Source organism: uncultured Nostoc sp. (genome assembly GCF_964247315.1).
In the GTDB taxonomy this organism is placed as follows: Bacteria; Cyanobacteriota; Cyanobacteriia; order Cyanobacteriales; family Nostocaceae; genus Nostoc.
The window spans coordinates 32,950-58,907 of record NZ_CAXTTT010000036.1 but is presented as its reverse complement, the minus strand read 5'-3'; the positions used below and the strand labels follow the sequence as shown (position 1 = coordinate 58,907).

Sequence of the window (25,958 nt, the reverse complement as noted above, 5' to 3'; positions counted from 1 at the left end):
TTAATATACTCCATTATCCCATACTGTATTGCACTCAATCAGGAACCGCTATATAGGGAAGTTGGGCGTTTAATGGGCATTGCCTAACTTTATAATGTGTGGATAATTTTTTGCAGTTACTGTGAATCAGGTTGTTGTTTTTCTCTAAACTTACACTTCACCTCAATTTGCAGATTACTTTCAGCTGAACCTTCGGTAATGTAAGGAATGCCTGCTTTACCACCCAACTTAATGCCAAATTTAAGTTTTACCTCCTCAATCTCAGCAGTATTAAAGTCTTTAAAAGCACTAAGAGCATAGATAGTATAAGAGCGAATCATTTGACGAGCTTGTTGCATCCGAGCGATCGCATCTGTTCGTACATCCTTGTATTCTATGCCATCATCGTCCTCCTCAATTTCCGAACTTATTTCGGTAGCTGTGACAGTTGTTAAGCGGATTGGCGGCTGAAAATGCAGGTCGTAGTAGGCGAATTAGTAGCGGTCGCCTGAATCCATAACTAGAACTAGCAAATGGGTTATTAGCAAATAAACCTTTTGCAAAAGTCAAAAAATCAGGAATGTCATTCTGAGCGGAACGCAGTGGAGAGAGGAATCTCACTACTCTAGTTTAGCTCCGCTCAACATGACAATTTAAGCATTTATGCAAGAGGTCTAATGTCTTTAAAGTTATGTTTTTTTACCATAACCTGAAATTTAGTTATGTCCATGAGTATTAGTAGAGTCTAGCGATCGCCCCTTAACTTTTCACCTCAATTAATACAAATGTTCTAATTATTTTTTCGCTAGCAGTGCTACCCATCACCAGCAGCATTCTGTAAAATTCATCCCAAAGAATCAGACGATCCCCCTTACCTGTGGTGGCAGACAGTCCTAAACTGAATATGAGAGTTGAACAGGCAGTCGGGAGACATTTTGTGAAAAAAGTATTATCAATCATTCTTGGTGGTGGCGCGGGTACTCGGCTTTACCCACTAACGAAACTACGCGCTAAACCAGCAGTACCAGTAGCGGGGAAGTATCGCCTAATCGATATCCCTGTCAGTAACTGCATAAACTCCGAAATATTCAAAATCTACGTCCTGACACAATTCAACTCAGCTTCCCTGAATCGTCACATCGCCCGTACCTACAATTTTACTGGCTTCAATGAAGGGTTTGTGGAAGTGCTAGCCGCACAACAAACACCAGAAAACCCTAACTGGTTCCAAGGTACAGCCGATGCTGTACGTCAGTATCTGTGGTTAATGGAAGAATGGGATGTAGAAGAATATTTAATTCTCTCAGGCGATCACCTCTACCGCATGGATTATCGCCAGTTTATCCAGCGCCATAGAGAAACGGGGGCTGATATTACTCTCTCAGTCATCCCCATCGATGAGCGTCGCGCCTCAGATTTTGGCTTGATGAAAATTGACGATTCTGGTAGGGTAATCGATTTTAGCGAAAAACCCAAAGGTGAAGCGTTACACCAAATGCAAGTTGATACAAGTGTACTGGGATTATCAAAAGAACAAGCCCAGCAACAGCCCTATATCGCTTCAATGGGGATTTATGTCTTTAAAAAAGATGTTTTGTTCAAGTTATTGAGAGAAGGTATAGAAAGGACTGATTTCGGCAAAGAAATTATTCCGGATGCCTCTAAAGATTACAACGTTCAAGCTTACCTTTTTGATGACTACTGGGAAGATATTGGAACAATCGAAGCATTTTACCATGCCAATTTAGCCCTAACTCAGCAGCCTCTGCCACCTTTTAGTTTCTACGATGAGGAAGCACCAATTTATACCCGCGCTCGTTACTTACCTCCGAGTAAACTATTAGATTGCCAGGTAACAGAATCAATTATCGGCGAAGGTTGTATTTTGAAAAATTGCCGCATTCAACATTCAGTGTTGGGAGTGCGATCGCGAATTGAATCTGGTTGTGTCATCGAAGAGTCCCTACTCATGGGTGCAGATTTTTATCAAGCTTCTGTGGAACGTCAATGTAATGTAGAAAAAGGTGACATTCCTGTAGGTATTGGTACTGACTCGATTATTCGCGGTGCGATCGTTGATAAAAACGCCAGTATCGGCCACGATGTTAAAATCATCAATAAAGATAAAGTGCAAGAAGCTGACCGAGAAAGTCAAGGTTTCTACATCCGTAGTGGTATCGTTGTCGTGCTGAAAAATGCTGTAATTCCCGATGGAACCATCATTTAATAGTGCTGAAGGCTGAGTTGTGTTAGCGGTAGCGGGGCGTTTAGCCCGTGCTGAGTTAGGAGTTATGAGTTATGAATAAAATTTCTAATCACTCTTCACTCCTAACTTCTAACTCCTCATTCTTAACCTCTTACTCAGCACTCAGCACTCAACACTCAGCACTAATCTTACTGATTGGTCTTCCAGGTAGCGGTAAGTCAACTTTGGCAAAACAATTACTGGCAGAATGCCCTCAAATGGCGCTAATTTCTACAGATGCCATTCGGGGGCAATTGTTCGGTTCCCAAACCATTCAAGGGCCGTGGCTACTGATTTGGCGCGAAATTGAGCGGCAATTTCAGCAAGCTATTTCCACAACTAATACAGCTATTTTTGATGCCACCAATGCCCAGCGCCGCCATCGTCGTGAAGTCATTGCTTTAGCCCATAACCTGGGCTTTAATCACATTAGGGGAATTTGGGTGGATACACCAGTTTGGCTGTGTTTGGCACGGAATAAAAGGCGATCGCGCCAAGTTCCAGAAGAAATTATTTTGCGGATGCACCGTCAACTCCGGGATGCTCCCCCAAGTCGGGAAGAAGGATTAGACAGCCTGAGCCGCTTATCAGAAAAATCGGAGTACGGGAATTGCGATTCCTTGGTGAGCGAGAACCACACTTGATTTTCTATATTTTTTGTTAATTTGAAATCAGATTCTTTTTGTTTGGCACTATACCAGGCAAATTAAATATCTCTCATCTTTAAAAAAAACATAACGGGAATTTCTAATTAGGAGGCTGGTAGATGGCTGCAACCGACTTCAAGGACTATTACGCTATTTTGGGAGTTAGTAAGACTGCCAGTTCAGAAGAAATTAAACAAGCCTTTCGTAAACTAGCCCGCAAATATCATCCTGATGTCAACCCAAATAACAAACAGGCAGAAGCACGCTTCAAAGAAGTTAGCGAAGCCTACGAAGTTATATCAGACCCAGATAAACGTAAAAAATACGACCAATTCGGTCAATATTGGAAACAAGCTGGTGAAGGTTTCCCATCTGGCGGCGCTGGCCCCGATATGGGTAACTTTGACTTCAGTCAATACGGCAATTTTGATGAGTTCATTAATGAGTTGCTAGGACGCTTTGGTGGTGCTACCCCTCGTGGTGCTGGGCGGCCAAGTCACTCACGAAGTTACTCTTACCGCACTTCTCCAGGTACGTCAACTAATTTTAGCAGCAGCTTTAATGATTTTGGGTTTCAAGATGGAGGTGCAAGTACTAGCCAGGATAGTGAAGCTGCGATCGCTCTAACTTTTGCTGAAGCATTTAATGGTGTGAAAAAGCGCTTCAGTTTAGGTAACGAAACAATAGATGTCAACATCCCATCTGGGGCTAAAACTGGTACTCGCCTACGGGTGCGGGGCAAAGGTCAAATCAACCCCATGACTCAACAACGGGGGGATTTATACTTAAAAGTCGAACTTCAACCGCACACGTTCTTCCAAATGGAAGGCGATAACTTGGTATGCGAAGTGCCAATCACACCAGATGAAGCTACTCTGGGAGCGTCTATTGATGTACCGACTCCCGATGGTTCAGTTAATGTCAAACTACCAGCAGGAGTCCGTTCTGGTCAATCTCTACGTTTACGTGGCAAAGGTTGGCCCCTCCCCAAAGGTGGACGCGGCGATCAGTTGGTGAAAGTGGCGATCGTTCCACCAAAAGACCTCAGCCAACAAGAGCGGGAATATTATGAAAAAATCCGGGCTATACGTACTTATAATCCCCGTAGTCATTTGCACCAAGTCAAGCTGTGAAAGTTTAGCTTTGTAGAGGCGGAAAATTTACCGTCTCTACATTGACTAGCTATGAATTTGCTGCGTGTTTCTCGCTACTACGATGGACTTCAACGCTTCCATTGCTTCTGGTGTAGGCTCGGTAGCTTGCCACGTTGTCCGTGCAGCTAACCGATCGTGCCAAGCATTCACCTTTGGATAATCACTTAAGGAAATGCCTACTTCTGGCAGCCATATTACTACAGTTCCAGCTACAATCTCAGCTAAAGTTAGGTTTTGACTACCAAAGTAAGGGCGATCGTCAAGTAAATTCTCAAAAAGCTTCAGCACTGTTGAAATTTTTTGCTTTGCCGGCTCGATTTTTTCTGGATCTTCCCCAGGTAAGCCCAATACCTGAGGTAAAAACGTGGTGGTTGCTGGCAAAAGCTCATTTACAGTTACCAGTTGTACCATGCGTGCGATCGCTAAATCCTTGGCATCTTTAGGCAACATCGCAGGTGTGGGATATTTTGCCTCTAAATAGTCCAAAATTGCCAAAGATTCCACTACATTAAAGCCATCATCCACCAAAGCTGGAATGTGATGGAAAGGACTAATTGCCAAAAACTCTGGTTTAAACTGCTCCCCATCCAGTTTTATCTCTACTAATTCAAACTCAATTCCTTTTTCCAGCAGAGTAATCCAGACGCGGCGGGAGTTAGGAGAAATCGACGAATGATAAAGGGTCAGCACCATAAAATCTCACAATTCCATGAGTAAGGTGGGCATTACCATTTATACATTACACTCAATTGAATTGTTTTAACAAAGTCTCAATGTTAGCATTGTGATCCAAAAAAGAAAATAAATGCCAGTACTGGAGTTTTCCTTCTTTATCTAATACGAACTGTGCTGGTAAAGGCGCTCCCAGTGCTTGTCCTACTTGATATGTGCGAAAGACTCGACAACTAGGATCGCTCAACAAGGGCATCTTCAAACCTAAATCTTTCACAACTATTTGACTCTGCCGTTCATCGGTACTAGCAATCATTAAAACTTCTATACCACGATTTTTGAATTGCTCGTAGTTTTCATTCAAGGCTTTGATGTGAGGAAAACAAAAAGGGCAATATTGCTTTTCGGTAAAGATGCGAGTAAAGGCGAGTAACACTGGTTGTTTGCCTTTATAATCAGACAATTTTACTAAAGTTCCGTTGGTAATATCTGGCAATTGAAAGTTTGGTGTTCCCACTCCCAATCTGAGTTGATTACTAGCTGGGACTGGTAAAAAGTTGCGGAAGAACCGCTCATTTAATAAGCCACTAAAGTCAGTTGAAGTCAGCATATTTTTAACCTTGATTATTTAAATACAATTTTATAAAAAAACCACAGATATATGACGGAGGTTGACATTGTTGAATGCGTATCTCTGTTTATCTGTGGTTTTCATTGATTTCGCTTTCAACTCCAAAAGGCTCGATTAGAGTTTTTTAGCTAGCAAAATTTAGACAGCAGAGAAGTAGACTTTAGACTTCACTGGGTCAGGATTCATTGTCTTGTCACCAGGTTGCCAACCAGCTGGGCAAACTTCATCAGGGTGAGACTGAACATACTGAATTGCTTGTAATGTCCGCAAGGTTTCATCAACACTACGACCAAAAGCTAGATTATTAATGGTGGCGTGCTGTATGATACCATCTTTATCGATGATGAATAGACCACGCAAGGCAATGCCTGCTGCTGGATCAAGAACGTTGTAAGCGGCGCTAATCTCTTTCTTGATGTCGGAGACTAGAGGATAATTTAGGTCGCCAACGCCACCAGACTTACGATCTGTTTGAATCCAAGCGAGGTGCGAAAATTCACTGTCAACGGAAGCCCCAAGGACTTCAGTATTGATTTTCTTAAATTCTTCGTAGCGATCGCTAAATGCTGTAATTTCAGTAGGACAAACAAAGGTAAAGTCTAGTGGGTAGAAAAACAAGACGACATACTTACCGCGATAATCGGAAAGTTTGATTGTCTTAAATTCCTGATCTACCACAGCGGTTGCTGTGAAATCGGGAGCTTGTTGACCAACGCGGAGGCTTCCTTCGGTTCCGTAAGTAAGGGACATTAACCTAATTCTCCTTTATCGATTTAGTAGCGTTGGAATTTGGGTCAAGTAAAATTTACCCATCCACGCTCTCGCAGTTTAATTACAATCTGTTACGACTATATCATACTCATAACGATTTTGAGTAGCAAATGCCTGATTTAGATACAAGAGAATGGTTGCTTACCAATGGCTTGGGAAGTTTTGCCAGCGGTACAGTTTCTGATGTCCGCACACGCACATATCATGGTTGGCTATTTGCCGCGACAAACCCACCTTCTGGAAGGACTCTGCTGTTTTCGCACCTAGAAGCTAGCTTGGAAATATTAGGGAGCGTTGTGGCACTGGGGACAAATGTTTGGGGTAACGGTGAGATTGAGCCAACAGGTTACGAACAGCTACGCCGTTTTGATATTAACCCAGTTCCCAAATGGACTTGGGGTCAAGATAACTGGCAATTAACTAGACAATTGGTGATGCCCTATGGTTTGGTGGGGACTGGGGGCTGGGGATTGGGGATTGAGGACGAAGGGACGAAGGGACAAGGGGGCAAGGAGACAAGGGGAGATAAGCAATGGCCCAATGCCCAATTTTGCCATCAAATTTTGATCCAGTATCGCTACGAGGGAAGTGAAACAGCGATTTTACGGTTGCGACTGTTGATAGCAGAACGTGACTTTCACCACCAGCAGACTGCTAGTCAAGAATTACAGTTTTCACAATTGCCAGGGCAACAGCAAGTCTGTCTACAAGCAATCAATTCTGGGCGCTTCGGCATACCTTGGCACTTGCGCTGGACACAAGGAAATTATCAACCAGATGCAGTTTGGTATTGGGATTATAGATTGTCTGAGGAAACAAAGCGGGGGTTAGGCGACAAGGAAGACCTTTACAGTCCTGGTTACTTGATAGTCACACTTCAACCAGGAGATACGGTGACTTTAGAAGCACGAGTAGGTTTTCCCGACTCAGTGCCAGGTGTTCTTACCCTCAAAACCTTCGTAGAAGCTGTGGAGGCAGAGCAAGAAAGGCTCTCACAGATTTTTGGATGGAGAGAGGGAGCAGAAGGGCAGGGGAGCAGGGGAGCAGGGGAGCAGGGGAGAAGTTGCAGTAACTTTTTCCCCTCTGCCCCTCTCCCCCTTTGCACTTCTGCCTCTTATGCCCAATTCCCAATCTGGCAACAATTACTCAAAGCAAGCGATCAATTTATCGTCTATCGAGCCTCAATTGCAGGCCCCACGGTCATTGCTGGTTATCACTGGTTTAATGACTGGGGACGCGATACATTAATCGCTTTACCGGGGTTGGCACTAGTTCCACAGCGCTTTGACCTAGCAAAAGCAGTATTGCGAACTTTTGGGCATTATTGTCGCCACGGTTTGATTGCGAATGCATTTCCCGAACTCAATGGCGAACCAATTTATAACAGTATTGATGCGGCATTGTGGTGGATTGAAACTTTAGGACTTTATTTAGAAGCTACCCAAGACTGGGATTTTTTGGCAGAGCAATTCCCTGTAGTACAGCAAATATATAAAGCATTTGTCGGTGGTACACATTTTAATATCCAGGTCGATGCTACCGATGGACTAGTTAGTTGGGATGCTCGTGGTGTAGCTCTCACCTGGATGGATGTGGTAATTGGGGCACACCCCGTCACACCCCGTTATGGGAAGCCAGTGGAAATCAATGCGCTGTGGTATTCTGCTTTATGTTGGCTGAGTCAGTGGGCAGAGCGCTTGAGCCAAATGGAGTATGGCTCACCACTGCGTCTCACTAAGCAAGCACAGCGTTATGCTAACCAAGCACAAGACGTGAAAACCTCACTGCAAAAATTCTGGAATCCTCAGCTAGGTTATCTGTACGATACTATTGAACCAGACGATCGCCGGAATTTTCAAATTCGTCCGAATGCCGTTTTGGCGCTGTCGCTACGCCATTGTGGGTTTTCTGAACAGCAAGGGTGTCAGATATTAGATTTGGCAACTACTAGCTTGCTCACACCTTATGGTCTTCGCAGTCTCGATCCAGGAGATCCCGAATATAAAGGGAAATATGAGGGCAATCAACAGCAACGCGATCGCGCTTATCACCAAGGCACTGTTTGGACTTGGCTAATTGGGCCATATATTCGGGCTTGGCAGCGTTTTTATCCACAACAAGCGCTGCCTTTTGATTGGCAACCCTTGCTAAATCACTTTTTCTTTGACGCTTGTCTTGGTTCTATTTCTGAGATTTTTGATGGCGATTCACCTCACACACCCAGAGGAGCGATCGCTCAAGCTTGGTCAGTTGCCGAAGTAATCCGCCACATTAAATAGTTATAGGGATATAGATAGTCTTGGATAATTATTCTTGATTAATATATATTCACAAATTAATGTTGCTAGTTGGAACCTACAAAACCCTTACTATACAAGCTTTTTATTAACTTATCTGATTATCCAAAAGTGACTAGAGATTTTCGATTATTTCACAAATTGAGGCCGCAAAACCAAAAATTTTATTTTCTTCTCTGAGAAAATAAAATATGAAAAAAGTTTATCAACGAGATGTAGTATTCTTGATAGTAGAAATGTATTTCAGGCTTAATTAGATGCTCTACAGGATGGATGATTGATAGCGCAATTACTACAATTATAAAGCTGATTTTACATTTCCTGATGAGAAAACACATCATATCTTAACGCTAAATAAGCCTAAAGAAGTATAGATATGAATTAATAAATAAATTATTAAAATAAAGTACAAAAAATCAAGTTCACGTAGGAATAATTGTAAATAAAGTGACTCTACCTAATAACAAGACTAACCTTCAAGAAGAAACAGATTTAGGGACTTCTATTGCTCTGGCTACTACTACAGATAAATGGGAAGTATTGTCGTACAGTGCTCCAATCCTACCCATACATGCCGCTTTACTTCGTACTGGTAAGATATTCTTTTTCTGTGGCTCAGGTAACGACCCCAGTCGATTAAATACTCCCTATGACAGTGTGGTCTGGGATCTAAACAAGGGAACCTTTTCCCGTCAAGCGCCTCCATTGGATAGTAACAATCAACCTATGGATCTTTTCTGCGCTGGTCACTCCTTCCGCCCTGATGGTCAGTTACTAGTTGCAGGTGGAACTTTGCGCTATGACCCATTTTATGGTTCACCCTATGCTCTGATGTTCGATCCCATTGCTGAGAAATGGGTCAAGATACTATCAATGAATAATGGTCGCTGGTATCCTACTGTGTTAACACTAGGCAGTGGTCGAATCTTGTCAGTGTCTGGGCTAGATAAAGATGGCAAGCTCAATATACAACCAGAAATTTATTCTGCTTTCTTTCCAAATGGTTGGAACGCTTTTCCAACAACTAGTGGCTTCCCGTCATACCCACATCTGTTTTTACTAAGTAATGAAAGCATCTTTTATTCAGGTGCTCAGATGGGTGGCAGTGGAGTCACACCAAGGATATTAACCCTGCCAAAGACATTTACACAATCCATTCCAGAAAAAGTTGTGACAGGGCTGCAAGACTCAGCTTTTGGCGATCAAGCTGCCAGTGTGCTTTTACCACCTGCACAAGATCAAAAGGTGATGATTCTCGGTGGGGGTAGTGGTAAGACAGCAACAAAGAGGGTAAATATTGTCGATTTAAAAGCTACTAATCCAACTTACGTAGCAGCAAAGCCTTTAAACTATGCCCGGATGCATCACAGCGCAGTTTTGTTGCCCGATCGCACAGTGTTTGTTTGCAATGGTAGCAAAATGAATGAGGATATAAAACAATCAATGCTGCCAGCAGAAATCTACAATCCAGCTACAAATACTTGGACAGTAGTAGCTAAACAAAATGTCCCCCGTGTATATCACTCAGTGGCCTTGCTACTACCAGATGGTAGGGTCGTCACAGCTGGGGGGAACCCTCAACGGACGGTCAATGAACTGCGATTAGAAATCTACACTCCTGCATATATGTCGCGATCGCGACCAGTTATTCAGAGCGCTCCTCAAACAGTGAGCTACGGGCAGCAATTTACGATTCAGACACCCCAAGCTGCGAATATTAAATGGGTTAGTCTGATTAGACCAATGGCAACTACCCATTCCTGCGATACGGAACAAAGGTTAGTGGATGCACCCATTATTTCTAGAAACGCTACTTCTCTTAAGGTGACGCTAATAAACAATCGAAATATCGCACCCCCAGGCTGGTACATGCTTTTTATTAGTGACAACAATGGAACACCCTCAGTAGCAACCTGGACGCAAATAAATTAGCCTTATCTGTTTATGTTCGCACTGCTACCTAATAAAAGTCATTAATTCTGGAAAGGAAAATATGAATTATAAGCTATCACGTCGACAGTTTGGACAGTTGGCACTTGCTGGAACTGTACTATCTGGACTTGGTTATCTCACCAAGAAAGCCTTGGCAGAAACACCAAGTTTAAATATTGTAGGTATAGGTTCCAGCCCGATGGTTATGACTGACCAAACGGCTATTACAGAGGTAAATACCACTGAATTAGTAGAGAACACTGCCTTAAACAGTGTAAGCACAGGTATTCGCACAGATATTAAGCCTGTAGGACTAGTTTTGCAATCCTTAGTTACAGGAAAGGCTCAAGTACTTACGGATAAAAGTACACCTCTATTAGAGCCTAATGAGATATTGACTGGTTTTACCTCTTTAAGCGATGGCACACTTGTTGTAGCCATTACTCCTGTTGCGATTAGTCGGAGACAGGCGACACCTACTCGCATTACATTTTTGGGTACGCCTGTAAAAACTTTGATAGTTTCAGGACTTAAACCAAATCAACAGCTTGGAAGCTTGCTAGGTACTAATGATGGGCGACTCATTGGTCTAGTAGGTAAGAAGAACGGTACACCACCGATCAGATTGGTAGATATTAACCTTCAAACAGGAGAGATAAGTTCTATTAGTAAGATTAAATTCCTGGACGATGAGCGGGCCAGCAATTTAGCTGAGTGCCCAGATGGAATACTTTATACCTCTATAATTGGTGCGTATGGTGATACAACTCTAGTGCAGCTAGATTCAAATCAAAAAAAGCCTATCAGACTAGGACAATTGAAAGTTAATGGTCAAGCATGGAATAATGGCTTACAAAGCTTAGTTTGCTCTGCAACAGGTCAACTCCTCGCCTTTGGAGCTATGAGATATGAGACACCTAATGCTGTGTATATTGTTGACAAGAACAGTGGAAATATGACTAGGCTACAAGACTTTGATACTACCCAGATTACGCGTACTCGTGCTTAGAAGAAATTGAGCTGGTATCTCTAGCAAAAAACTGCCTAGCCTTCATCTTTGCTTGAGGGCTTTTTATTGGCATTGATTGGTACAGCTTATATCATGTCCGCCAAATCACCCATAATAAAAGAACCCCACCCCCAACCCCTCCCCGCAAGCGGGGAGGGGAGCTAAAGCGCAGCTTTTGCGGGGTGGGGTTCCGGTTATTATGGTTAATTACCCGGACATCATATTATCCCTAATTACCACTATTTTATCTGCTTGCATTAGCCTGATAGGAGCCGGATTTTATTGTCAGGCAAAAGTTACAGAAGGAACGTTTACTGTCGTTGAGGGAATGGCCACGAGTATGCAATGCATTCGGTTTGCCAAGGAAGCTAACGATAGGCTTGATAAAACTTTGGCTGAAATGAAAAACGGAGATTAAACGAGTGCTGCTAAGGTCGCTTTGCTTTGATTTCAACTACTGAAACCAAATTACCTAACACCCACCCGATAAAGGGTGGTTTTTGTTTAGGCATTGGTCAAGTTGTAGGGGCAGGTTATGAAAAATTTTTCAGGAATTTGGTGTTGGAGTCGTGAATCCAATAATGCTTCAACACTATATCTAAATGAAATTCATTTCTCCACATACAAGATAGGAGAATAAAGAAATTGAGGTACAGACTCGTGAATAACAATAATCGGTGGTTTTCGCGGTTGAGTTGGGGTCTCGTTGCGGTATTAGCAGTGTTCTGGTGGGTGTGGTGGATATACTTTCGTCCTCTCCCCTACACGAATCCTTGGCGGAGTCTCGGACTGCATGGCACGATTTTGTTAGCATACATCTTTGTGTGGATTAGTACCTATTATCGTCGTGGAAATTACCCAGGTCGTTGGTGGTTCTGGGCGTATTCGGTCGTTGTTGGCTTTAGCATTCCAGGCGTTATTCAAGACCTCCTTCACGTCAATCATGTGAGGACTTTATCACCGTTGGCCGAAAATGCCCTTTTAAGCTTTGGATTCTTGACGACCATCGGGTTGGGCTTCGTTGCCCAAAGAAGAAGATAAAGAGCCATTCAAAGCCAGCTTTCAGAAATGGCAATCGCTTTGGCATTTGGCAGCTTGCTCAATTAGAACACCACTTAAATCTCCGATCGCACCGCGTAGCCTGTCTGTTTCTATAGCCAACCCGTTGATGATGCAGCAGACTTGATGAATAAACTTGCTCGTCGTCAACTAGCAGTTGCGGGAATATGAAAAATTTTTCAGGATGCTTCACTTGCAAAAAAAAGAGGAGCAAAAGCGATGCCAAAGGCTGGCTACGAAGACAGCACCTAGAGCGTTCGCTTGCTTCATTTGTGATTTCAGTCCTCAGCAGCCGTGATCCACATCACTTCTAGGAGTGACGTAAATCACAGTTGCTAGATTGAATTGGTATTAGTTACCCCTGGAAATTTTGATTGATACAGAACAGCAGTAACTCAAACAAATTTATAATGATTTTGATAGATAGCTTATATCAGCAAAGGTTTTTGAAGTTCAAAACTTACTCATTAGATTCTCCTTTGGAGTACGGCGATCGCCTTTTCGACAGCTAAGAATCTTTATCATCTTCCAATACGCTTGGGTTAGCGTCAACAAGAATAAACTGCGTAGGTTGGGTTGAACTTTAGTGTTACCCAACAAACCACTGAAAATGTTGGGTTTCGTTCCTCAAACGCCACTTGCTTCTCCCTTGGCGCTAGCCTCTCCCTTTGGGAGAAGGGGAGACGCTGCGCGTAGCTTGCTTCCCCGCAGGGGTACAAGCCGGGAAACCCGTCCAACGCAGTGGCTCCCCAACCCACGATTCTACGATTTTCCTTAACTGAACCGTATTGGATCATCTCCTACTTAATTGGTACTGGGCAATTTAAGCCGTTCAGTAGACCGGAGCGCAAAAAGAAAGGGCAGAATCATTATCTGCCCTTTATACGTTAAAACTTAATTTTTGATTTTAAAGCTTAGTAGCGCGATCTATTGTATCCACCGCCACCACCGCCGCGACGATCGCCACCACCAAAAGAACCACCTCTATCTTCTTTTGGTTTAGCCTTATTCACTTTCAGGTCGCGTCCCATCCATTCAGCTCCATCAAGAGCATCAATGGCAGCTGTTTCTTCAGCTTCTGTGCCCATCTCTACAAAGGCAAAGCCGCGTGGACGTCCTGTTTCACGGTCAGTAGGTAACTGAACCCGTTTTACAGTACCGTGTTCGGCAAACACAGAATTGAGGTCATCTTGTGTGACCTCGTAGGATAGATTACCTACATAAATCGACATGCATTATCTCCAAAATCATAGGTGTGTAGAGATTTAGATTTCGGAGGCAAGCTTGTTAAGACCAAAAGGGAAAAGCCTGTCAATACTAAAAACAAACAATGTAACCGAATTTTATTCTCACTTAATTACCTTAGCACATCATTCAGTTCTTACCCACCGTGAAAAATGAAGTATTAAGATTCAGAACGCCACGCGCAATATTGGGGATTGGGGATTAGGTATTGGGAAGAATTTAATCCCTAGTCCCAGTTTCAGTCTTCAGTTCCCTCATAATATTGATTAGCAGAAATTCCTCAAATAATTGCAAAATAAATGCAGTTAGTCATTGTTACTAATTGGAAATGCCGACTACACTTGCTGACGCACAAAATTTACTTTCTGACCTGATCGCCCGCTACTGTGGGCGTGTAGATTATCTAATGATTCGCCTTGAAGAAGCAGAAGGGACTGATATCTTGTTGCGTGGCGACAAGGTAGAAACTCTTAGTGAAGGTCTTTCCATTGGTGGACATATTCGCGCTTGTTATAAAGGCGGATGGGGGTTGAGCTGCTTTAACCAGCTGGCAACAATCAAAGATCGCATAGAAGAAGCGATCGCTGCTGCGCGGATGGTTGGTGATGAAGAAACTTTACTTGCACCTATTGACCCGGTGCAAGCAGTATGCATTCTACCCCTAAAAGGTACCGATCCCCGAAACATCCCACTCTCGCAGAAAAAACAATTGTGCGATCGCTATGCCCAATTGCTTAAAAGCGTCGATAGCCGAATTACCACTACCTCGGTGCGTTACGGTGACAGCGCCCAAAAAGTAATCATTGCGACTTCCGAAGGTACTTTGATCGAGCAATCTTGGGTGGATATGGAAATGCGCTTTGCTGCCACCGCCAGAAATGGCGAAACCGTACAAACTGGACGGGAAACTACTGGCTCTCGCAAAGCTTACGAAGATTTAACTAGTTTGAATGAACAGGTAAAAGGTGCAGCTCAAAGAGCGATCGCTGCTGTATCTCTACCGCCGGTCAAAGGCAATACTTACACCGTAGTCATTGACCCAATTCTCACGGGTTTATTCGTCCATGAAGCCTTCGGACATCTTTCTGAGGCTGATATGGCTTACGAAAACCCCGATTTGCTGGAAGTTATGACCATTGGACGGCGGTTTGGCCCAGAAGAACTGCAAATTTTTGATGGTGCGGCTCCAGAGGGACATCGCGGTAGCTATTTTTACGACGATGAAGGTACACCTGCCACTACTACTCAACTAATTAAAGATGGAGTTTTAGTGGGACGTTTACATTCTCGTGAAACTGCTGGCAAATTGGAGGAAGCGCCTACGGGTAATGCCCGTTGTCTCAACTATCACTTTACTCCCATTGTGCGGATGACAAATACCTGGATTGAACGGGGTAAAACACCAGTCGCAGACTTATTCACCGATATCAAAGAAGGAGTTTATGCTCGTAATTGGTTGGGTGGGATGACGAATGGGGAAATGTTCACCTTTAGTGCTGGGGAAGCGTGGATGATTAGGAACGGCAAAATTGCTGAACCTGTCCGGGATGTGACGCTTTCAGGAAATGTATTCCAAACTTTAGCGGATATTGAGGCATTTGGCGACGATTTTTACTGGGATGAATCCGGTGGTTGTGGTAAGGGAGGACAAAATGGTTTGTCAGTGGGTTGTGGTGGCCCTAGCCTCCGAATTCGAGATGTAGTGGTTGGTGGGGAAACATGAATTATCTGCTTCAGTCGTAAGAATCATAATCTGCAAAAGAATAGGAATTAGTTTTGCCATAACCTCTGCCAGACGAAGACCACAATTGAGTATAACGATCGCTTTGCACTAATGCTTAACGTGAGTTTCCAACGGAAACTCACGTTAATGCTTAAATTTTTAAGGTGAGTAACATCCTTCCCAAGTATGAAATTAACTCACAACTCTAGATAGTAGCGCTAGTAGTTAAGAATAGCTAGTCTAGACGAAGTTGATTAAATATCCACTTTAGTTTGATTCACTACAATAATCCTCCGTGGCGCGTGCCAAGGATTTACTAATTGTCTGGATAGTCCAAAATTGTTCGTAATTGATAATGACGCTTGCGGACTCGCTACTGTTGCGCTAACGTAATTCTTGATTAAAGACTGTTTCAGACTCTTATTTAGACGCAAACTGAAACAAAGCCGCGCATAGATAAAAGGCAATTACACTCAAAAATTACGAATTACGAATTACGAATTAGTTAAACGTTCCTTAGCACAGTGACAGATATGAAAGCAGATCAACTCCTGAAAAACTATGCCGCAGGTGTCAGAGACTTTACTGGTGTCAACTTGAGCGAGGCCAACTTAAGAGAAGCCAATCTCAGTGGCATAATTTTAGATCGAGCAATTTTAGATGGAGCTAATCTAAGTCACGCTAATTTAACCGACGCCAGTTTGATTGAAGCAGACTTAAATGGAGCAGATTTAAGCAATGCGGATCTCAGTAATAGCAACTTAAGCAAAGCTATTTTGGATGGAGCTATCTTGGATGGAGCTATCTTGGATGGAGCTAATTTAAGTCACGCTGATTTGACGGTTGCTAAATTGATTGAAACTAAATTGAGTGAGGCGGATTTGCAGGATGCAAACTTGATAGCAGCAAATCTAGATGGAGCGGATTTAAGTGGTGCAGATTTAACTGTAGCGGACTTATCCCAAGCAAATCTCACTCAAGTAGATTTGAGCCAGACAAATTTGAGCGGAGCCAATTTGGATGGAGCCAATATAGAAGGAACTATTCTAGATAAGAATGTTTAATCTCGTTCCCATGCAGAGCATGGGAATGCTTTCATCTAAGCTGCTGACTCAATCTATTAACCAAAACAGCACCTTAGAACACCAAGCTCAAAACTCGAAACTTGAGCTTTACTATTACAGCATAAATAATTCTGAATTCTGAATGGGCTACGTCCTGCTGTGCTAACAGGAGTAAAACACGCTTTATATCTGGGTAATACCAATTCAATTAATTATTGTAACACATCTTTTAGTAAAGACGCGATGAATCGCGTCTCTACAAATGCTCTATTTGTCGCATTCTTTTTTTTTAATTGTATTAGATTATATAACTCACTAACTTTTAATCTGCTGTATAGTTTATTTGATTACTTACTTAAACCCGGAGAACGCCTTCCCTTAAGCTTCTCTGCACAGACGCTACAGTTTACACACAAGTCTTTTAGAGTTGCAATGGTGTTGTTTTGACTGACAATGCGATTGTTTCAACTAACAATGGCATTGTTGCAGCTGACAATACGATTGAGATGAGAACTTGGAATATTGCACAAGAGTTTATAACTTATGTGTACACACGATGTGCTTGTCAGAAAAAGTTAGTTAGATATATTTTCTATACACAAGGATATTACTGTGAAAAAGTTTGCTACAAGTAGTGTTATTTACGATTGTCATAATTAAAACAATTGACTCTCAACTATCAATGGTGAACTCTACCCTCGTTGTCACACTCTATGTCAACCCTATGACAGGGAATGATACCAACAATACTGGTTCACGGTTGAGTCCGTTTAAAAGCCTCACCCGTGCTTTAAAAGTAACCAAAATCCTGACGATAATTCATCTACAATCGGGGACTTACAACGTCGCTAGTGGTGAGGTGTTTCCACTAATCGTCCCTGGAGGAGCGACAGTGGTGGGTGATGAAGCTAACAAAGGTGCAGGAATTGTAATTTCCGGGAGTGGCGAGTATCAAAGTCCCAGTTTTGGTATACAAAATATTACGCTGCTCTTGGTAGATAATGCCAGTCTTTTAGGTGTAACTGTCACCAATCCCTCAGCCAAAGGTACTGGTATCTGGATTGAATCGGCTGCACCTGTTTTAAGTAATAATACTCTGAGCAACTGTGGGCGGGAAGGTGTGTTTACCACTGGTACTGCCAAACCCGCAATTTTAGATAACATATTTGTGCAAAATACTGCTAGCGGGTTAGTGATGGCAGGTCATAGCCAGGGAAAAGTACTGCAGAATGTATTTCAAAAAAACCCTTTAGGCATAGCAATTAGTGACTTTGCTGCTCCGACGATCGCCAATAATAAATTATCAGAAAATCGCACAGCGATCGCACTTTCTCGCAACGCTCAACCTGTGCTACGTCAAAATCTCATTGTTAAAAATACCCAAGGTGGTTTATTAGTCAATGGCAATGCAGTCCCCGATTTAGGTAATAGCAAAGATCCAGGTGATAATATTTTTCGCGATCATAGTGAATTTGATTTATATAATGCTACTACACAAAAGCTAGTTTCCGTAGGTAATCAATTAAATCCGGCTCTAGTCAAGGGTTTAGTAGAATTACTCCTAATAAAACCAGTAGCAGTTAACACCAGTTTTTCTAACGCTTTGACAGAATCTACATCTCCCGAACTAAACGGACATTGGGCAGAACCATTTATTCAGGCATTAGTGAGCATGGATTTAACTCATGCTTTTGCCAATGGTAGCTACCAGCCAGATAAACCAATGACTCGCGCCCAGTATGCAGCTTTGGTGGCGATCGCTTTTAACCCATTTCCCAAAATCCCAGCTCCTGATTTTACGGATGTACCCAAGGATTTTTGGGCTTATAGCGCTATCCAAATCGCGGCTAGCGGTGGCTTTGTTGGCGGATTTAGCGATCGCACTTTTCGCCCCGATCAAAGTGTGCAGCGGCTACAGGTGATTGTCTCCTTAGTAAACGGACTGGGACTACCAGCTGTTGATCGCGATGTTTTAGAAGTATATAGCGATCATTATACCATTCCCGACTACGCCCGGACAGCTGTTGCCACTGCTACACAATGGGGAATAGTTGTCAACTATCCAGATCCGAAAATGCTTGTGCCTTTACGTTCGATAACACGCGCCGAAGTTGCAGCAATGGTTTATCAGGCATTAGTCGCCATTGGGCGAACATCTGTGATTAAATCAGTCTATGTGGGGTTGCATTCTAAAGGTTGATCGGTAGAATAGGGAACACTTGCCTATCGGCTTGGCAACTATTGGAAAAAAAACCATGTAGTTAAAAGCACGCTAGGCTAATATGCGATGGGTGACAAATCTTAGAACTATTGCCTAAAGCTAATAGCCCCATGTTAACAACACTTCCAGACACCTCTGCCAACTTGGCGATCACCTTATTAATTAACTATAGTTTCGATCTCGGTGGGTATAGTGCCAATGAGCTAGTTGAGCGTTGGCAAACGCAATACCCCCTTAATTGGCTACACCTGGCAGTGATTGAGGCACTATATCAAGGTCGTTATAAAGCGATTTCCGTACAGCAAATTTTAGTATTTTGGCAGCGTCGGGATCAAGCTGCATATCATTTCAACATAGAATTTGAACGGATGATTTGTAGCAAATTTCCTCAAAGCTTAACTTCATTAGCTGCACCAGCTCTACTGCCAGCCAAGAGAAAACCCACTGTAGAGCAAGTGACAAGTCCTCAATTACCACCAGCTAAGATTCACAACGGCTATCAACACAGCAATACTGCAACTCTCCAACTGAAAAGTTCTCAACCAAAGACATCTTTGAGCGAAGAAGAGGAAAAGCAAGAAGATAGAGATGATAAAACCGTCTTAAAATCTCCACTTTCTGGGAAATTTACCTCTTCGGCAACCCTTGAGCGATTATCTGCTGTCAGCCAGAGGCAAACTTCACAAGAAAGTCCAGCACCTTCCCCATCACCAAACCATCAACGAAAGCCAAAACTGCTCCCACCTGCTGTTATTCATGCCCCAATCGGGCAATTCACTCCCGAAAAAAGCGATCGCTCTGAGTCTTTTACATCTAAACTCAAAGCCATGTCTGGGGAGCAAGGGAGCAGGGGGAGAATAACTAATAACAAATGACAAATGTCTTTTAGATTTTTATTCTGCAACTAACAGCTGAAAGCGTTCATCGTCGGCAATATCATCAAAATCGAGGTCAGTTGCTGCGTCTTCTTTATACCTGGGATTAAGTTCAATCGCTTGTTGTAGAGTTAACAGAGATCGGTCAACTTGTCTTTGTAGTGCGTAACAGGCTGCTTTGTTGTAATAGGCACTAGCGTAATCTGGCTTAATTTCTAAAGCTTTGTTAAAACTAGCTATCGCTTCATCATCGCGTCCCAATCTTACCAAAGTGTAACCGCGTTTATCCCAGATTTTGGGAGAATTGGGTTGGAATTCTAGCGCTTTATCAAAGGAGACTATTGCCTCTTCATATTGTTCTAATGCTACTAGGGAAAGACCGCGATTCAACCAGGCAACGGCATCGTCAGGTTTGATTTGTGTAGCTTTATCAAATGAGTCAAAGGCTTGCTGATGCTGTTGTAAGTTCCCAAAAGCAACGCCGCGATCGCACCAAGCTTGATGATAATCTGGCTGAATTGCAATCGCTTTATCATAAGATGCGATCGCATCTTGGTAGCGTTTCAACCTTCCCAGAGTTAGACCCCGTTTTAACCAATTCACAGGTTCATCGGGTTGGATTTTCACTGCTTGGTTGTAAGCTGCGATCGCATCTTCATAGTGTCTTTGAGAAAACAACCCATCTCCCTGTTTTACATACTCATCAGCAGGGAATTCCGGTTGTTGCGGCTGTTCTTGTATTTCTTCTTCAACTTCAGAATTTACCACCTGTAGAATGGATTCAGGCGTAATTTCAGATAGTTCTTGAAGAATCAGATCCTTTCTTTCTTGGGCATCCAATTGTAATTCAGAAAGTTGAGAGTCAAATTCAGTTTCTAATTTTTCTAACTTTTCCAAAATGAGAATCTTTTGTTGTTGAGCATTCCATTGTAATTCTGAAAATTGCGAACTAAACTCAGAACCAGATTTTTCTAAATTCTCAATGATTAGTTCTTTGGATTTTTGAGCATCGATTTGTAATTCAGATAATTGAGATTTAAATTCTGACTGCAATACTTGTAAACTTGCAATAATTTTATTTTTTTGTTCTTGAGCATCTACCTGTAATTCAGCTAATTGAGATTTAACTTCCCGCTCAAATATACCTAAACTGTTAACAGCAATCTCTTTTTGCTTTTGAGAATCAATCTGTAATTCGGATAACTTTTCTACAAACTCTGACTGCAATTTTGTTAAAATTTCAAAAGTTATATCTTTTTGTTGTTGAGCATCAGACTGCCATCCAGAAAGTTGAGATGCAACCTCAGACCTTGATATTTCTACATCAGCAATGGCTAGTTCTTGCTGTTGTTGTACACCTAACTTTAACTTAGATAGTTCTTCTGCGATCGCAGATGCTAATTTTTCTAAATTCTCCAGTGCTATATCTTTTTGTTGTTGAGCATCAAACTCTAACTTAGATAACCCAGAAGCAAATTTTGACTCTAAATTTTCTATATGTTCTTGAGATTTTTTTAGTTCTGCTTCTAATCTACTTAATACCTGTGCTTTAGCTAAATCTAGATCAGATATCAAAATAGATACATTTTCTTGTTCATTTTTAATTTTTTGTTGTAAAGCAGTCGTTTCCTGTTCTAATTCATAATTTATTTTTTTCGCATCTTGAATAACATTTTCAGCTTCTTGTTTAACGGTGATTAGCTGATTTTGCAATTTTTCCATTCCCTGGACTTGTTGCATTGCCCTATCAACAATTTCCCGGATTATCACTCGTCGCAACAGCCATAACAAAGCAATGACTGCGACTGGAAAGAGACTTAATATAACTAGCCAAACATCGAGTAATATGGTTGTGCGGCTAAAAGCGCTTTTAAAATCAGATTGGACTTGCTGTTGAATTCGTTTTTCTGCTCGTAGTCGTGCTAATTCTTCCCGTTCTGAATTCGATAACACCGGAGTCGGAGTTAGTGGTGGGTTGGGTGATGGTGCAGATTGTCCACTGGCAATTCCAACGGATAACAATAAGGGTAAAAATACAATCGTGCTTTTTTTAATTAAAGCGAAAACAGCTTGATTTTTGCTCTGCATAACAACCATCTGAGTCTGTTGGTCAGTTTTTGAAGCGGCGTGCCTCTTTCCAATCTATAACAGAATTAAGTAGTTAAATGGTGTAGAGGCAGTGTAAAATTCTGAGCAATCTTTAACTAATCGGTTTCCTCGTCCTTAATGTACGTACAACTTTAGTTGTAGAGTGTAGTCAAGTTTATGACAATTTTTGGTGAGGTACTACTATAATATTACTACGTTGTGATTACTGCTAAAAATGGTGAAAGTCAAGCAGTAAAAATAATAATTTATCAACCAGTGGAAGAGAAATTGCGAAAGCATCGACGCTTTCTTAGACCATCCAGCGAAGAAGGTTCGGACTTTGTTTTTACAGATAACAGGGCGGTGAAACTGGAAGTTCTACCTGTATGGGAAGTGTCAGGTGTAGTTACTTCGCACTAACATTAGATTATCTACAGCAAGTAGATTACTTGTCCTAAAATTAACTTAACAAAGGCGGTAAAAAATGGGTCGCATAAATCCTTACACACTGCAATTGCAAATTACCCGAATGTTTGAGCAAGGGCAATCATTTTTTGCCACAACCAAGGTACAGGAATGGTTGAAAGAACATAAACACAATCCAGAAGATTATGACATTATTTTCCATAAAAAACCCGCACCTCCTGGTTCCAAAGAAGTAATGGTAGTGGAAATTGAATTACGCCGTAAAGATGGACAACCTGTAGATCCGTGGTTGCAGGAACAAGCAAATCTCCATGCCTGATTGTCGCAATTATGGCAGTCCTAAATTAGATGTGAAAACTTCTTTTTATTTTCTTGTAGGACTTACGCAAAAACCCTCTCCAACTCTTATTTCTCTGTTACCTCTGCGTCGCGCCAGTTGCTTCTCCCTTGGCGCTAGCCTTTCCCAATGTGAGAAGGGGAGACGCTGCGCGTAGCTTGCTTCCCCGGAGGGGTACAAGTCGGGGAACTGCAAGGGCGCACTGGCTTCTCTGTGGTTCGTTTTCCGTTACCCATGCGTAAGTCCTATCTTAGTATTTCACAGAAAAAGTGGTTTGTTCATTTTCACAACTTAGATAGGATTGCTATGTCTAAGGGCTACGCCCACGTCCAAACTAAAAACATAAGCTGCTGTAAATATTAAAATAAGTTTACATAAATTTTATATATACCTAATCACCTTAAAGATTTAACAAAGATAATCTTTCATTGGTCATTTCTTAACCTATACACATTGGTTAAAAGTTTATTTAAGTGAAATTACAGAATTATTCATTTTTTAGCTTCGGAGCATTTTCTAATGAAATTAGCTAAAGATATTAGCATTGCTACTTTTGCTGTTGCGATCGCAGTTGCTGCTGTTGTTAAACCGACGCAAGCTGCCTTAGTTAATTATGATTTCACCGTAAATGCAACATCTGGCGATCGCCCTGGTCAGTATTTCGGCTCTTTTCGATATGATGACTCGACCTTAAGCGGGTTAGGCGAGGAAACTCTAGGCGTTAACAATGGATTATCTATTTTGTTTGACTACTTAGGTACTCAGTATACAGAGGCAAGTGATTTTGATTACCCATCATCTCCTGTAGTCAGCTTTACAAATGGCAACCTGTCAGGACTGAGCTATTTGGCTGAAGATCGGTTTTTTATTGGTAACAATCCAGGTAATCCAAATACAGGAGGAACAAAATTTTATAGTATTCTGAGTGCCGACTTATTGTCTACAACAGAAGTGGGTATAGTAACTTACTCTAAGAGTACACCCGTACCAGAACCAATGACTCTTGGTGGTATAGCGATCGCTAGTGCTATGGCGTTGGGAATGAAACCCAAGAAAAAACTATCTGGAGTGACAAATTAATAGTCCTACTTTGAAAATTAATGTAGAGACGTTATTATCTAACGTCTCTACACACATAGTTTTAAGTAAAACTACCAGTAGGATTTTTACGTCTGATAGCAATTACAGATGGTTTGGGAAGACTTCTAGGTTGACCCTTTCCACCGTCAGTAGTTGGGATGTTACTTGGCCAACTACTGCCACGAGGGACAGTCCGGGTCTGATTGAATGTAATACCATTCAAATCCAGTAGTTCAATCTCACGACTCAAAATCGTGCCATCATTAATTGGACTATCTTCGCCGGGATGCTGTACGGAAATAATCAGCGTATCTCCTACAAAAGTTGGCCCTGTCATCTCACAACGCACTGGCCCCTGAGCAAAGGGTATTACCTCTCCTGCATGAGTACCAGTAGTAGGAATATAGAATAGCCAGTTATTACCAAAAACTCCTGTGAAATTGGAAACATTACCACTAACTGTATGGTCAATGATAGTTACTGTCCCGGCAGCACCGACATTAAAACCATTGTGAGTGGTGGTAGACATATCAGTTACCCCCCAAATATTTGCCTTATTGTCGAACACTAAATTATCGACATTGGCAAAACCAGCACCAGAAATCGTTCCGGCTTCTCCACCCTGAGCAAATCTTTGCCAACGGAAGGTTAGACCAGTACCATCGGCGCTATCTTCAATAATTTTGTACAATCCCCCGGATTGCTGTGTTGCATTGATATCTTTACTTAACTTGGCAACCTGGAAAATGCGCGAATCTGGATAACCGTCGCCTCCTGGCGCACCGTCAGTATAGGAAATGAATACTTCTTTGGTGGTCGGATGCACTTCTATATCTTCTGGACGTGCTGTCGGAGTTCCGCCAGCCAAATTCGCTGCTAAAAAAGCATCACTGAGAATAGCACCTTGAGAAGTGTAGAAGTCAGATAGCTTCTTACCTTGATAAGCAGGTAGTCTCTCTGCTTCATTGGTGCGATCGACTACGAGGGAACCGCCATCTGTAGTTTCACCTGCAATACCATTGCGTTTTGGTAGCGGTAAAAGACCATTTCTTTGAGCTGAACCCAAAGCAGCAAACTCCACTGAAGAAATAACTGATGGCGAAATGGGATTGGTGGGAGTGTTTAAATTTAACGGTATCCATTGACCCGTACCATTTGGATTGTAACGGGCGGCATACAATGTACCACTTTCCCATAAACTGCTGTTGGCTTTATTGGTTGGTGAAGAAATAACACCTGCGCTGATAAATTTCCAGGTGTGTCCCCCACGTCTATCATCACCCATGTAGGCGATTAATGGCTTCCCAGCTTCGGCACGGATGGCAACGTTTTCATGGCGATAACGACCCAATGAAGTGTGCTTGCGAGGGCGGAAATTTGGATTAATGGGGTCAATTTCTGTAATCCAACCGTATTTTTCGCCAACTAAACCGAAGGTTTTACCAGTAGTACCATCGATGTAATCTGTTTGAGTGCCATTAGGGTTGACTGATTCTGTAACACCTACAAAACCTCCTACACTTCCTTGAAAGTTTTCTTCAGCACTTAAAATAGTTCCCCAAGGAGTTGTACCGCCAGAACAGTTATAGCCAGTGCCAATAATTTTGTTACCTAATCCATCAGAGGAGAGGTTAAATACTTGGGTTGCAGCCGGGCCAGTTGCGATGAGATAGTTTTGATCGCCTTTTTGGTAGCTGCGACTTCCCCAAGAAGTGACATTTTTATATTCATCACTCCTTTGGCTATTAATTCCCAACCCAGAAAGACCATGAAGGCGGCGATTTCTTGCATCACCTTTAACCACAGCATAACGGCTACTAAAATTACGTCGGGAAATGCGGACAATCGATCCGCCTAAGTTATATAGAACTTCGCCGTCAAATTCAATACCTCTGGTGCTAGGTAAAGCCCAGCCAATCACTGATTTAAAGGTGGTAGTCAATCCTTTAACATCAGCAGGAGCTTCTGGTGCTAGATCGGAAAATGGAAAACTGACGTATTCGTGATTAACCCACAAATAGCCGACATCGTTGGTTCTACCTAGAGGAATAAAACCTGTATAATCGTTGTTGTAACCGAAATATTCATCTTTGTTAGGAAAGACGCGATCGCCCCAGCTGATAATTACATAACGTTCATATTCTGGTGGCACTACCAAATCATCAACTACGTTGTAGCTATTTAACTTCGTATTTGCAGATGCATTGATTACCTGTCCCTGACCGATTCCCGTTGGTAAGAAACTTTTCTGCTGTTTATAAACAGATAAGGAATGGGGTAAGCGCACTGGTGTAAAACTCAGTGGCTTGTTGCTTGCTCCGGCAATACTAGAAACACCATCTATAATTGTGTCTCCCAACACAGCCGCACCAGCACTGCCAGCAAAAAATACTAAAATTTGTCTGCGACTTAATTTAGACATCAAACTCTCCTCTCTTGTGACATCAAGAATTTCGTAAAAGCAAATCTTGATTCCTGGCAGAAAAAGCCATCAATTATTTAC

The 25,958-nt window shown here is 42.2% G+C and carries 23 protein-coding genes; 16 read left to right on the top strand and 7 right to left on the bottom strand.

Features of this window, described 5'->3' with window-relative positions; translation table 11 throughout:
• Nucleotides 1-116 precede the first annotated feature (116 nt).
• Entirely contained in the window at nt 117-398 is a 282-nt protein-coding gene (locus ACFE93_RS13160) for a CU044_2847 family protein (protein ID WP_375473709.1), read from the bottom strand.
• A 518-nt stretch (nt 399-916) separates the two neighbouring features.
• Here ACFE93_RS13160 and ACFE93_RS13155 point away from each other — a divergent pair.
• The 3 genes from ACFE93_RS13155 (at nt 917) to ACFE93_RS13145 (ending at nt 4,004) form a co-directional block, all read left to right on the top strand.
• Entirely contained in the window at nt 917-2,206 is a 1,290-nt protein-coding gene (locus ACFE93_RS13155) for a glucose-1-phosphate adenylyltransferase (protein WP_375473707.1), read from the top strand.
• 71 nt (nt 2,207-2,277) lie between these two features.
• Entirely contained in the window at nt 2,278-2,868 is a 591-nt protein-coding gene (locus tag ACFE93_RS13150; RefSeq protein ID WP_375473706.1) for an AAA family ATPase, read from the top strand.
• Between the two features lie 122 nt (nt 2,869-2,990).
• Complete coding sequence (locus ACFE93_RS13145) at nt 2,991-4,004, top strand: DnaJ C-terminal domain-containing protein (protein WP_375473705.1); 1,014 nt, start codon at nt 2,991-2,993, stop codon at nt 4,002-4,004.
• A gap of 45 nt (nt 4,005-4,049) precedes the next feature.
• On the opposite strand, the gene ACFE93_RS13140 is transcribed toward ACFE93_RS13145, so the two are convergent.
• The 3 genes from ACFE93_RS13140 to ACFE93_RS13130 all read right to left on the bottom strand — a co-directional run bounded on the left by ACFE93_RS13140 (nt 4,050) and on the right by ACFE93_RS13130 (nt 6,078).
• Nucleotides 4,050-4,715 carry a glutathione S-transferase family protein gene (locus tag ACFE93_RS13140; protein ID WP_375473708.1) on the bottom strand — a complete coding sequence of 222 codons (666 nt, stop codon included), beginning with the start codon at nt 4,713-4,715 and terminating at the stop codon, nt 4,050-4,052.
• A gap of 55 nt (nt 4,716-4,770) precedes the next feature.
• On the bottom strand, nt 4,771-5,307 hold the full coding sequence (locus ACFE93_RS13135) for a peroxiredoxin family protein (RefSeq protein ID WP_375473704.1): 537 nt from the start codon (nt 5,305-5,307) through the stop codon (nt 4,771-4,773).
• A 159-nt stretch (nt 5,308-5,466) separates the two neighbouring features.
• Nucleotides 5,467-6,078, bottom strand: coding sequence for a peroxiredoxin (locus tag ACFE93_RS13130; RefSeq protein WP_069068387.1), 612 nt, complete (start codon nt 6,076-6,078; stop codon nt 5,467-5,469).
• A gap of 131 nt (nt 6,079-6,209) precedes the next feature.
• Between ACFE93_RS13130 and ACFE93_RS13125 the strand changes: the two genes are divergently transcribed.
• From ACFE93_RS13125 to ACFE93_RS13100, 6 genes are all read left to right on the top strand, one after another.
• Nucleotides 6,210-8,378 carry an amylo-alpha-1,6-glucosidase gene (locus ACFE93_RS13125; RefSeq protein ID WP_375473703.1) on the top strand — a complete coding sequence of 723 codons (2,169 nt, stop codon included), beginning with the start codon at nt 6,210-6,212 and terminating at the stop codon, nt 8,376-8,378.
• Between the two features lie 465 nt (nt 8,379-8,843).
• Nucleotides 8,844-10,328 carry a galactose oxidase-like domain-containing protein gene (locus ACFE93_RS13120; protein WP_375473702.1) on the top strand — a complete coding sequence of 495 codons (1,485 nt, stop codon included), beginning with the start codon at nt 8,844-8,846 and terminating at the stop codon, nt 10,326-10,328.
• 61 nt (nt 10,329-10,389) lie between these two features.
• Nucleotides 10,390-11,337 (top strand): hypothetical protein, encoded by a 948-nt coding sequence (locus tag ACFE93_RS13115; protein ID WP_375473701.1) that lies wholly within the window; start codon nt 10,390-10,392, stop codon nt 11,335-11,337.
• Nucleotides 11,338-11,536: 199 nt separating this feature from the next.
• Nucleotides 11,537-11,755, top strand: a complete 219-nt coding sequence (locus tag ACFE93_RS13110) for a hypothetical protein (RefSeq protein WP_375473700.1) — start codon at nt 11,537-11,539, stop codon at nt 11,753-11,755.
• A 227-nt stretch (nt 11,756-11,982) separates the two neighbouring features.
• The gene (locus ACFE93_RS13105) at nt 11,983-12,378 is read left to right on the top strand and encodes a hypothetical protein (RefSeq protein ID WP_375473699.1); all 396 of its coding nucleotides are present in this window, start codon (nt 11,983-11,985) and stop codon (nt 12,376-12,378) included.
• Nucleotides 12,359-12,523, top strand: a complete 165-nt coding sequence (locus ACFE93_RS13100) for a hypothetical protein (protein WP_375473698.1) — start codon at nt 12,359-12,361, stop codon at nt 12,521-12,523. The genes ACFE93_RS13105 and ACFE93_RS13100 overlap by 20 nt, the downstream gene beginning before the upstream one ends.
• A gap of 787 nt (nt 12,524-13,310) precedes the next feature.
• Here ACFE93_RS13100 and ACFE93_RS13095 read toward each other — a convergent pair.
• Nucleotides 13,311-13,628, bottom strand: a complete 318-nt coding sequence (locus ACFE93_RS13095; RefSeq protein WP_194042424.1) for an RNA-binding protein — start codon at nt 13,626-13,628, stop codon at nt 13,311-13,313.
• A 341-nt stretch (nt 13,629-13,969) separates the two neighbouring features.
• On the opposite strand from ACFE93_RS13095, the gene ACFE93_RS13090 reads away from it, so the two are divergent.
• The 4 genes from ACFE93_RS13090 to ACFE93_RS13075 all read left to right on the top strand — a co-directional run bounded on the left by ACFE93_RS13090 (nt 13,970) and on the right by ACFE93_RS13075 (nt 19,524).
• Complete coding sequence (locus tag ACFE93_RS13090) at nt 13,970-15,364, top strand: TldD/PmbA family protein (protein ID WP_375473697.1); 1,395 nt, start codon at nt 13,970-13,972, stop codon at nt 15,362-15,364.
• Between the two features lie 533 nt (nt 15,365-15,897).
• Nucleotides 15,898-16,428 (top strand): pentapeptide repeat-containing protein, encoded by a 531-nt coding sequence (locus tag ACFE93_RS13085; RefSeq protein WP_375473696.1) that lies wholly within the window; start codon nt 15,898-15,900, stop codon nt 16,426-16,428.
• A gap of 682 nt (nt 16,429-17,110) precedes the next feature.
• Nucleotides 17,111-18,628, top strand: a complete 1,518-nt coding sequence (locus ACFE93_RS13080; RefSeq protein WP_375473695.1) for a DUF1565 domain-containing protein — start codon at nt 17,111-17,113, stop codon at nt 18,626-18,628.
• Nucleotides 18,629-18,759: 131 nt separating this feature from the next.
• Nucleotides 18,760-19,524 (top strand): hypothetical protein, encoded by a 765-nt coding sequence (locus tag ACFE93_RS13075; protein ID WP_375473694.1) that lies wholly within the window; start codon nt 18,760-18,762, stop codon nt 19,522-19,524.
• A gap of 18 nt (nt 19,525-19,542) precedes the next feature.
• Here the strand turns inward: ACFE93_RS13075 and ACFE93_RS13070 are convergent, their stop codons facing one another.
• Nucleotides 19,543-21,612, bottom strand: coding sequence for a tetratricopeptide repeat protein (locus ACFE93_RS13070; RefSeq protein WP_375473693.1), 2,070 nt, complete (start codon nt 21,610-21,612; stop codon nt 19,543-19,545).
• Nucleotides 21,613-21,831: 219 nt separating this feature from the next.
• On the opposite strand from ACFE93_RS13070, the gene ACFE93_RS13065 reads away from it, so the two are divergent.
• From ACFE93_RS13065 to ACFE93_RS13055, 3 genes are all read left to right on the top strand, one after another.
• Nucleotides 21,832-22,032 carry a hypothetical protein gene (locus ACFE93_RS13065; protein WP_375473692.1) on the top strand — a complete coding sequence of 67 codons (201 nt, stop codon included), beginning with the start codon at nt 21,832-21,834 and terminating at the stop codon, nt 22,030-22,032.
• A gap of 64 nt (nt 22,033-22,096) precedes the next feature.
• Nucleotides 22,097-22,357, top strand: a complete 261-nt coding sequence (locus tag ACFE93_RS13060) for a hypothetical protein (RefSeq protein WP_179068682.1) — start codon at nt 22,097-22,099, stop codon at nt 22,355-22,357.
• A gap of 537 nt (nt 22,358-22,894) precedes the next feature.
• Nucleotides 22,895-23,455: a PEP-CTERM sorting domain-containing protein gene (locus ACFE93_RS13055; RefSeq protein WP_375473691.1), complete on the top strand. Its 561-nt coding sequence runs from the start codon at nt 22,895-22,897 to the stop codon at nt 23,453-23,455.
• A gap of 61 nt (nt 23,456-23,516) precedes the next feature.
• On the opposite strand, the gene ACFE93_RS13050 is transcribed toward ACFE93_RS13055, so the two are convergent.
• Nucleotides 23,517-25,877 (bottom strand): PhoX family phosphatase, encoded by a 2,361-nt coding sequence (locus ACFE93_RS13050; RefSeq protein ID WP_375473690.1) that lies wholly within the window; start codon nt 25,875-25,877, stop codon nt 23,517-23,519.
• Between the last annotated feature and the right edge of the window lie 81 nt (nt 25,878-25,958).